Origin of the sequence: Bergeyella anatis, from assembly GCF_036016955.1 — a bacterium.
In the GTDB taxonomy this organism is placed as follows: domain Bacteria; phylum Bacteroidota; class Bacteroidia; order Flavobacteriales; family Weeksellaceae; genus JAYWXI01.
This window is the reverse complement of sequence record NZ_JAYWXI010000030.1, coordinates 1-9,340: the sequence shown is the minus strand read 5'-3', so window position 1 is coordinate 9,340 and position 9,340 is coordinate 1. Positions and strand designations below refer to the sequence as shown.

Here is a 9,340-nt window from a genome sequence, read left to right as displayed (position 1 = left end):
TATCTTAGCTATCTGCTCCGGACTGAATCTGCTCTTTTTCATAATGTTTCTGACAATTTAAATTTAATAATTTTATACTTTTAAATTGTACTGTTTTCGGGGGAGCTTACACAACATCTTGTCCCTGCCCAAAGCTTGCATTATTATTAAAAGTTCCTGAAACTGTTGGCAATTTTTCTCTTTTGGCAATATCCAGATTTTTTTCCTGAATATTTTTGTTGAAATTATTCTGCACTATCTGCAAATTATTTTTCACGGCATAGTCTATACATTGCTGCAATGGCCATTTTTTTTGAGCATTTATCTCTGTTAAAATAAATACAAAAAAGAAAATAAGTGCATTCTTCATTTTAATCTTGATATCCTAATAACTGTCTTATTTGGTAAAAGAACCTTTCAATTAATCTTAAATCTTTAGTTACAATCTCTGCATTACCTTTTAATTCTTTATCAAAAGGAAGCATTTTATTATATGATGTCTTTAGACCTTTTGGTAAAATAACACCCACATAGTAATTTCCTTTATCATCTGGGGTAAGGGAAATATTTTGTACTCTTCCTTCTACAATGCCATATTCCTGATAACGATAATTATCTAGTTTAATTAATACTTTTTCACCTTGTACAATTTTACCAGAATTTGTTGCTGGGACAGACATCCTTCCAACTATGGCTTCTTTGTCTTTAGGAAGTATAGATAATATAGCATCTCCTGCTTGGACAAATTGATTTTCACCATAAAATTTTTGAAAACTCACTATTCCATTAGTAGAAGAAATAACCAGATAGTTTTGTTCCCACTGTTTTAATGATTTTCTTAATTGTTCGAATAATTGCAATGTTTGGGATGAGTAATTAATTTTATCTTTTTCAGCATTGATAGCAACTCCACTTTTCGTTTTGTTAAGATTTGTTATGCTCTCCTGTAATTGTGATATAGAAAGATTTAGATTTTTTACATTTTGTTGAGCCTGCAAATACTTAATTCTTTCATTTTCTAATTCCATTTTCGCAATGACACCCTGATTATATAATTGCTGAGAGCGCTCATAATTTTTTTTACTTAAATCTAGTTTAGCATTTTCTAAACTCAATTGTTGTTGCATAGTTACTATTCTTCCCTTGTTTTCAGATAAGCTTTGGTTTGCAGCGATATCTTCAGGGGCATATGGTTTTAATATTGTAAAAAGCTTTTCATCCTGAAATGCTTTCGCAAAAGTATTATAATCACTTTGCAGTTCTCCCAGCTTATATTTTGAAGTTTCAGATAATGGAAATCCCATTATTTGAGTAGGGGAAAGAGAATCTACAATTTTTTTAAGCTTTAAAACATCGTTATAATTTGCTGCCGATTGCAAAACCATAAGAATATCCTCCTTTTTAACTTCCTGATGATCTTTTATAAAGATTTTCTCAATTTTAGAGTTGGTTCTGATAATAATTTTTTCAGGTGGATTTTGCGAAGTGACAATGATAGGCGCTGGAACAAACTCAGGATACTTAATGAAATAACTCATGAGTAATACCATCAGCATAATGATAAAAATCAGCGTATTGCCCCAGCGGATCATCCAATGTGGAGGACGCGACAAAATATCCTGAACAGATTCTGAACGAAGTTCTATACTATCTAATATGTCTTTTTTAGTTTCCAAGTTCTAATTGATTTTTTACTAACCGGTAATATTCTCCTTTTAAAGCTACTAACTCTGTATGGCTACCTTCTTCAACCACTTTACCTTTATCTAAAACAATAATTTTGTCTGCGTGTTTTACTGTTGATAAACGGTGCGCAATGACAATAGCAGTTTTACCTTCAAAAAATTGTTCCAAGTTTTCCATAATGATTTTTTCATTGTTGGCATCTAATGAGCTTGTTGCTTCGTCAAAGAAAATGTAATCCGGAGATTTGTAAACAGCTCTTGCTATAAACAAACGTTGTTTTTGCCCGCCACTAACGCCAACTCCTTCGTTACCTATTTTGGTATTATAACTTAACGGTAGGCTTTCCACAAAATCTTTAATGTTTGCAATTTCGACTGCTTTTCTTAATTTTTGCTTGTCTATATAATCTTCACCCACTGCAATATTTTCAGCAATAGTATCATTAAACACATAGCCTTCCTGCATCACAACACCGCAATGGTCTCTCCATAATCTTGGAGATATATTTTTAAGATTAGTGTTTCCGATACGGATTTCTCCAGAGTTCGGTTCATAGAATTTCATGAGAAGTTTTAAAAGTGTTGTTTTACCGCTTCCGCTGGCTCCCACAATAGCTGTAGTTTTTTGGTAGGGAATGGTAAGATTCAAATTCTCAAAAACAAACTGATCTGAACCAATATATCGAAATGAAACATCTTTGATTTCAATATCCTTTTGTGGAATTTCAGAAACATATTGTTCATCCTTATTTTCTTCATCTTCTTTATCATGAATTTCTCCCAATCTTTCCAAAGCAATATTTGCATCCTGATACTGACGAATGAAGTCAATTAATTGCATTAAAGGGCTGTTAAGTTGCCCAATGATGTATTGAACTGAAAGCATCATACCTAATGTTAGATTGCCACTTAACACCAATTTAGCGGAAAGGAAACTTACTAAAATATCTTTTATTTGATTGATGAAGTTTCCGCCGACTGATTGCCATTGTTCCAGTGAGAGCGATTTGATTCTCAGTTTAAATAGTTTAACCTGAACAAATTCCCAGCCCCAACGCTTTTGCTTTTCGGCGTTGTGCATCTTTATTTCCTGCATCCCGTTTACAAGTTCGATAACCTTGCTTTGTTCCTGTGAGATTTGGGAAAACCTCTTATAATCCAACTCCCTTCTTTTTTTAAGAAAAAATGTAATCCAACCAAGGTAGGTAATGGCACCAACAAGATAAATCACAAATAATCTGTAGTCATAGAATAGAAGAATAATACTGTAGATAACAAGATTGACTAATGAAAAAAGGGTATTTAGTGAGGAATTAGTAAGGAGTTGCTCAATCCGGGTATGATCATTTATCCTCTGCATGATATCACCCGTCATTCTCGTATCAAAAAAACTAATGGGAAGTTTCATTAGTTTTATAAAGAAATCTGAAACAATTGATATATTGATGCGCGTAGAAAGATGCAGTAGTATCCAGTTCCGAATAACCTCTATACTCATCCTTCCCAAAAATAGCATAACCTGTGCTAGCAAGACAAGGTAAATAAAGTTTAAATCTTGGTTTTGTATGCCAACATCTACTATACTTTGAGTAAGAAAGGGAACGATTAGGGATAATAAACTTCCAGCTAATAAGCCTATTGCTAATTGTAGGACTAAAGATTTGTATTTAAGCAGATATTTTGAGAGAAATGAAAAACTTGCCTTGCTTTCTTCGATATCAAACTCATTTTTATAGAATTCGGGACTGGTTTCCAGAATTAACGCTATACCTTCTTCAGTGGATTCATCAGCATTATTGCCAATCCATCGCTTTATAAATTCTTCTTTCTCATAGGTTATTAGGCCATAGCTGGGATCTGATACATAAACTTTACCTGATTTATCAATCTTATAAACAACTACGAAATGTTGCTTGTTCCAATGTACGATGCAAGGCAGTGGAACTTCTTCTTTCAGTGTTAGATAATCAATTTGAACACCTAAAGTCTTGAATCCTAAAATTTCCGCTGCATCACTTAAACCTAATAGCGAACTTCCTTCCCGAGTGGTCTCTGAAAGTTGGCGAATTTGCAGAAGAGGAATATTTTTACCATAAAACTTGCTTATGATTCGTAAGCAAGTGGGGCCACAGTCTTTGGCGTCGGGTTGTTTATAGTAAGGAAAAATATTCAACCTACTTATATTTTATTGCTTCGGAAAGTTCTATTTCATTATTGTTTTTACGAATATAGTCTTGCTCAGACTTTGTTAATTCACCGTAATTAGGTTTAAATTCTACACCATTTTCATCCTGCCATCTAACTTTAATTTGACCCGATTTCATTTCCCTATAGGGATCGTTGTAATAATCTAACTTTAATTTAGCTAATTGTATATTTGTAATATCTAAAAATTTTGTTGGAATAAAGTCAATATTAAAATTATCACCCCTAGTAATCGACAGAAGGTTAAAAGTGTAATTATTCTTAGTATCTTTCATTTCAACTATTAATCCAGGTAATCCTGAAAAGATGTAAGGTCCACTTTGGATGGGGATGTCGGTAGTAAACCAGACCTCCCACTTCCGATTAGAATAAGACAAAGTAGCATTTTGACAATTAAATCCTAGTATTTTTTTTGTTTCACTATTAATTTCCCAATTAAAAGATGGAATATCTGATGTTGTTCTATACAAGTCGCGCAAAATACTTGTAAATCTATAGACTTTTTTGTTTGAATAATCACAAATAGTCATAAACTTAAAATCGAAATTTTTAACAAAGTATTTGTTTTCTTTATTTTTAATTATAAATAGTGAATCATTTTTATACTGGTCAAGAGAAAGAAATTTAGATTTATTCTCTTTTAAAAGTAAAACCATATTTTTTGTTTTGAAATCACTTTGTAATGAATCAGGCTTGTAACTCATTTGATAATCTATTCGGTAATTTTGTCCGAAATACTGATTAAAAGACAAGATTAGAACAATTAGATTCATTTTATAAAATTTTTTGCATTCCATAATTTTTAATTGCTTTTTGTTTTATAGGATTAGTACTCCATTTTTCCCACTCGCCAGTATATGGGTTGTAACCGCACTTTAAAGGTTTTGAAACATCTAATCCTTCCTCATTATAATAGGTTTGTTCAGTATAGGCCCGACAGTCCGTACATATGTAACGAAATTCACAATCTTTACAAACTTTTATATTATTTTTTGTTATATTTTGATATTTTAAGAAAAATGCATTCCCAGCTAAATTATCTTTATTTAGATTCATTAAGTTTCCAAAAGATTGAGAAAATGAGGGACAATTAAAAGCATTCATTTTTTCATCAAAAAAAATCTTTCCTTTAAGACAGTTATTATGAAAGTGTGATTTAGAAAAATACTTTAAATCGGACAAAAAATAATTTTCATCTATTATTCCGCAATACTTTGAATCTAAAATATTATTTTTAACATTAACTACAGTCAGTAATTCCTTTTCTAAAGTTTTAGAACTATTAAATGATGAGTTATAGAAGAATATAACTTGTACACGTGTATGCTTTATTGCTACTTCTATAACATCAGATTCTAAAAAATTTTGGGAGTCCAAAAGTATTTCTATTGTTTTTATTGGAGAACTTGATAATGATAATAAAAAAGATTTTAGTTTATTGATATCATTAAAGTTACTATTGAATCTTATTTGTAAATATTGAGCATTGACACTTACGATGAAGCTAATAAAACTATCAATATTCTGAAACAACAACTCACTATACAAAACAATTATTTCGTCTACAATCCTTGGAGAGCTCCAGATGATATTTTTATCTATTACATTTTCATCAAATAAATAAGAACCATATCCTTCTTCGGATAGATAAGAAATAAAATTTTGACTATCATTACTTATAATAATAGATTTTTCAATAATATCAAATTGTAATTTTTCAGGAATATTTATGAACCTATTTTCATAAGTATCACAAATAATAGTGTTTTTAAAACCACTTATAATAAAACAGTCTTTGTATAAGAAAAATTTTTTAGCCATTAGAATTTATCAATATCTAAAAAAGGTGTAGAAAATTTATGATATGTTTTTGTTTTAAATTTTTTATTATTATGAATTTTAGAATAAGCATTATCATTTTTGGCAAAACAAAAATTTACAAATTTACTTTTCACACTAATGTTAAGATAAAAATATATCAAGTGAAATCTATTAGTTTTCATAATAAAATTTTTTTAATGTTGTGGCAATTTTTTTTTCTAAATAGGTATTATTGAATATGGAATGATATGTAAATTGACCTGTTGGATTTATTTCTAAAAAATAATAATCGCCATTTTTATCAACCAATAAATCAACCGATGAACAATTCAAATCAAAAGTTTCAAACAAAGCTCTAAGCTTATTTTTTATATCATTTGGTAATAAATAATTTTCAAATCTAGTCTTATTCATTGCAATGTTTACTCTATGATCAATTTCATTATTCTCTTCTTCTACTACTTTAGTAGCAAAAAACTCATTGTCTATATAAAAGACTCTTATTTCAAATAATTTTTCTATTAAGTTTTGAACCAATGAAATAGGAAAGGTTATAGGTGTATCTTCTGTTTTTCTGTCAACAATACATGTTTTCATAATAACTCCTTTTCCATCAATAACAGGATGAATGCAGTTTACTATTGGTTTCACAATACCAACAGAATTGGATGTAAAATTAAGTAAATCTTTCTTACGAGTTATTACAAAAGTTTTAGGTACTCGAAGACCTACACTTCTTGCAACATCCATTTGTATTAATTTATTTTCCGTTATTTTATTAGGATTAGTTAGCCATTTTATAGATTTTATTTCAGAAAGTTTCCAAAAAAAATATTTTCTGAATTCTACAATTTCATTGTTTGAAAATGTTATTATAGACTTATCAAGTTGTTTAATAATGTTTTCTTGGTCGCTTTTATTTAAAAGGAAAGTATTCTTTCTGAACCAGATAACTGAGATGTCAGATATTTTGATATCATAAATTGTAGAAGCAGAAAAATCTTGGAAATCCATACAGATATTATAGTAAAAATCATCATTTACTCTTAAAAAAGGCAGATTGTATTCTAATAGCCAATCTATAACTAAATCAGTAGTAGTATCACCATCTCTAGAAATAATAAGTATCATTTGCTTGATTTTTGCATATTCTTAAAATGAATATTACTTACAATGAACTTCCAATCAGATTTCGGTATATTTTTACTCGCAATAAATGAAAATGTTTTTCCATCAACAATAGTATCTTTTCTTAAATATTTTTTATATAATCTATTCTTTTTTTTGTAATCTATAAGTATATAATATTCATAAGCAGGATTTAAAGTATTTGCATACAATAGAATATTATTAAATGGTATTCTGCCCTTGCGTATTTTCTTGACTTCTTTATTGGAAACAGGGAAAGTAAAATCTCCAAAAGTTCTTGATTCAATTCCTACGGTATCATTTTTATATATAACATATCTTTGACTTTCGTCAAATTCATTGTATTTTGACAAAGCACTAAATTTATTGGTAGTGCAAGAATAAAATAAAAAGTAAGAAAAAACTACTAAAATAAATACATGAATTTTCATAAGATTAAAAGTAAGTAAAGGCTTCCTGTACGGAAGCCTCGTGTTTTTTTAATAAATGAGTTAACAATTAGCGTCACACGCATCGTTCTTATCTTCTCCAATAACAGTCATTTCTTTTGTTCCGTCTTTACGCACAGTTATCACGGTTTCGGCCAAGGTCATTGTGTTTTCACCTCCACCTTTGATTTTAGCACCAAATGCCCTTGTAAAACCATTAAGGTTTTTGGATTGGAAATTTTTAATAGATTTTTTCATGATAAATAAAAGTTAAAATGTTATGTGCCACTACCGACACTACAAATGTGAGAAATAAAAATGCACAATATTTAAAAATTTGTTGCGTTTTTATTGCAAAATAATACGCAATGTTATGCAATTGAATGTAATTATTTATATATTTACAAAAATAATAAAATTATGGAAAAGGAAAAACTACGGAATTTACGAGTTTCTAAAGGGGTATCCCAAGATATCATGGCAGAAGTGATATGTAGAGACAAATCAGCCTATTGCAGAAAAGAAAAAGGGGAAGTGAAAATAACAATGAATGAATGGGAAAAGATGGCGAAATTTCTAAATGTAGGCATTGAAGAAATTTATGAGAGTGATACTAAAGAAGTTAAGATAAACGAACAAAATTACCATGTCCCCATAGCCTTTGTAGAGCATCTGCACGATTATATAAGGATGTTGAAAAGTGAGATTGTTGAATTGAAGGAGCGGGTAAATTCTAAAAATGAGGGGTAAATTTATTTTTTGGTATCTCTACCCGGCAAACGAGCGTAAAAATGTGCAGAAAAAGAAAAGTAAGTAATGTAAGTAAGTTTGGGCAAAAACATTTTATAAAAAAAGTTTTCGGGGAAAAACTATTTTATACGATAAATACAGTGAAAAGTAGTGAGTCTATGTTTTCGGATTACACTGAAAATTGCTATTTCAGCATTTTTTTGAGGGAAGAAAACCAAAATTTTGTTTTGCTGATTTTTGGTTACTTGACTTACTTCCACAAACAAAAAGAAAAGCGGTGCATTTTGCACCTCTAATCAGTTTGGAAAGCGGAAGGGAATTTCAGCTTGTAGTTATGAGGATTTATCTATTTGGTTTCCTGTTTTATTCTTGTTGTCAACAGCTTTAAAATCAAGCATATTTACGGCATAGACGTAAGAGTTATTTCGCATAATCCTTGTGTAATTGTGCTTCCTTAATGCTTTTCCTAATTTAGCTACAGATGCATCATTTATATTAATATTAGCACGATTGGCTAAGATTTGCAGAATCTGTGTGGTATTCAAAAAATATTTTGCAGTTTCCCTTGTAGCGGGTACGAACCAGGTTAAAAGCAATTCTTCTTCCGGACTACGTAGCTGATACTGTTCATTATTGGCGTTAATTTCTTTGATTTCTTCTTGGTTGAACCAGTGGCGAAAGCCTTCATTTTTGAGTTTCAGAGCCTGCGCATAGACTTTATTGATGTCGATTTCGTGGGCGTATTCGATATGCTCTACTTCGAAACAAAGGAAACGGCGTGATCCTGTGGTGTCATTCAGGAACTGGGCGGTGTTTACACTGCCGGCGAAACTTGCACGGCGTGGCATATTTTCGTTGTTATGACCATAGGCTTTGCGCATTCTGATGTGAGTTTTGGTGATGATTTCTTTCAGTGTGCCGATTTCGGTCTTGTTAAGGTTTTCCAGCTCGTCCAGATTAATCAACATACATTCAGCTAAATGAATTAAAGTATCTTTGTTGCTGGGGTTGATTGTGCCGGAAAAAATATATTCTTTGAGGGGTTGAGGCATTAGTTTTTCTATCCAGGTGGTTTTACCTAAGCCCTGTTTACCAGAAAATACAATTACAGTTTGGTTAACCTGCTTTTCATCTAAAACGCATGCTACCATTGCTACAAACCATTTTTTGAAGCAGGTGCGCCACAAATCCTGTTTTGTGGTGGTAATGGTGTGTAGGCTCCCCATTTTCAGTACAGTTCAAAAGTAGTAATTTCTTTTAGTTTTCTGATGTTATTGTTGTTAACTGATGAGGAAAAATGGTCAGGAAAAGCGTTGGCTTTTG

General features: G+C 30.8%; 10 protein-coding genes. 1 reads left to right on the top strand and 9 read right to left on the bottom strand.

The annotated features are described in order from the left end of the window. Positions 1-106 precede the first annotated feature (106 nt). From VQ048_RS11495 to VQ048_RS11460, 8 genes are all read right to left on the bottom strand, one after another. Positions 107-349 carry a TolC family protein gene (locus tag VQ048_RS11495; protein ID WP_327611814.1) on the bottom strand — a complete coding sequence of 81 codons (243 nt, stop codon included), beginning with the start codon at positions 347-349 and terminating at the stop codon, positions 107-109. 1 nt (position 350) lies between these two features. Then, positions 351-1,655 (bottom strand): HlyD family secretion protein, encoded by a 1,305-nt coding sequence (locus tag VQ048_RS11490; protein WP_327611813.1) that lies wholly within the window; start codon positions 1,653-1,655, stop codon positions 351-353. Then, complete coding sequence (locus tag VQ048_RS11485; RefSeq protein ID WP_327611812.1) at positions 1,645-3,837, bottom strand: peptidase domain-containing ABC transporter; 2,193 nt, start codon at positions 3,835-3,837, stop codon at positions 1,645-1,647. Before VQ048_RS11485 ends, VQ048_RS11490 begins: the two co-directional genes overlap by 11 nt. Before the next feature lies 1 nt (position 3,838). Next, entirely contained in the window at positions 3,839-4,642 is an 804-nt protein-coding gene (locus VQ048_RS11480) for a GLPGLI family protein (RefSeq protein ID WP_327611811.1), read from the bottom strand. A 1-nt stretch (position 4,643) separates the two neighbouring features. Then, entirely contained in the window at positions 4,644-5,690 is a 1,047-nt protein-coding gene (gene gwsS / locus VQ048_RS11475) for a grasp-with-spasm system SPASM domain peptide maturase (RefSeq protein ID WP_327611810.1), read from the bottom strand. Between the two features lie 171 nt (positions 5,691-5,861). Further along, positions 5,862-6,821: an ATP-grasp domain-containing protein gene (locus tag VQ048_RS11470; protein WP_327611809.1), complete on the bottom strand. Its 960-nt coding sequence runs from the start codon at positions 6,819-6,821 to the stop codon at positions 5,862-5,864. Further along, positions 6,818-7,270, bottom strand: coding sequence for a hypothetical protein (locus VQ048_RS11465; protein ID WP_327611808.1), 453 nt, complete (start codon positions 7,268-7,270; stop codon positions 6,818-6,820). Before VQ048_RS11465 ends, VQ048_RS11470 begins: the two co-directional genes overlap by 4 nt. Positions 7,271-7,330: 60 nt before the next feature. Then, entirely contained in the window at positions 7,331-7,525 is a 195-nt protein-coding gene (locus VQ048_RS11460; protein WP_327611807.1) for a hypothetical protein, read from the bottom strand. A gap of 162 nt (positions 7,526-7,687) precedes the next feature. Here VQ048_RS11460 and VQ048_RS11455 point away from each other — a divergent pair, with 162 nt between their 5' ends. Next, positions 7,688-8,017, top strand: a complete 330-nt coding sequence (locus tag VQ048_RS11455) for a helix-turn-helix transcriptional regulator (protein ID WP_327611806.1) — start codon at positions 7,688-7,690, stop codon at positions 8,015-8,017. 332 nt (positions 8,018-8,349) lie between these two features. Here VQ048_RS11455 and VQ048_RS11450 read toward each other — a convergent pair whose 3' ends face one another. After that, on the bottom strand, positions 8,350-9,243 hold the full coding sequence (locus tag VQ048_RS11450) for a VapE domain-containing protein (RefSeq protein ID WP_327611805.1): 894 nt from the start codon (positions 9,241-9,243) through the stop codon (positions 8,350-8,352). Positions 9,244-9,340: the final 97 nt, after the last annotated feature.

Excerpts from the sequence above, each read along its gene's own strand:
- VQ048_RS11495 (WP_327611814.1), bottom strand. The coding sequence starts at position 349 with ATGAAGAATGCACTTATTTTCTTTTTTGTATTTATTTTAACAGAGATA.
- VQ048_RS11480 (WP_327611811.1), bottom strand. The coding sequence starts at position 4,642 with ATGAATCTAATTGTTCTAATCTTGTCTTTTAATCAGTATTTCGGACAA.
- gwsS (WP_327611810.1), bottom strand. The coding sequence starts at position 5,690 with ATGGCTAAAAAATTTTTCTTATACAAAGACTGTTTTATTATAAGTGGT.
- VQ048_RS11470 (WP_327611809.1), bottom strand. The coding sequence starts at position 6,821 with ATGATACTTATTATTTCTAGAGATGGTGATACTACTACTGATTTAGTT.
- VQ048_RS11465 (WP_327611808.1), bottom strand. The coding sequence starts at position 7,270 with ATGAAAATTCATGTATTTATTTTAGTAGTTTTTTCTTACTTTTTATTT.
- VQ048_RS11460 (WP_327611807.1), bottom strand. The coding sequence starts at position 7,525 with ATGAAAAAATCTATTAAAAATTTCCAATCCAAAAACCTTAATGGTTTT.
- VQ048_RS11455 (WP_327611806.1), top strand. The coding sequence starts at position 7,688 with ATGGAAAAGGAAAAACTACGGAATTTACGAGTTTCTAAAGGGGTATCC.
- VQ048_RS11450 (WP_327611805.1), bottom strand. The coding sequence starts at position 9,243 with ATGGGGAGCCTACACACCATTACCACCACAAAACAGGATTTGTGGCGC.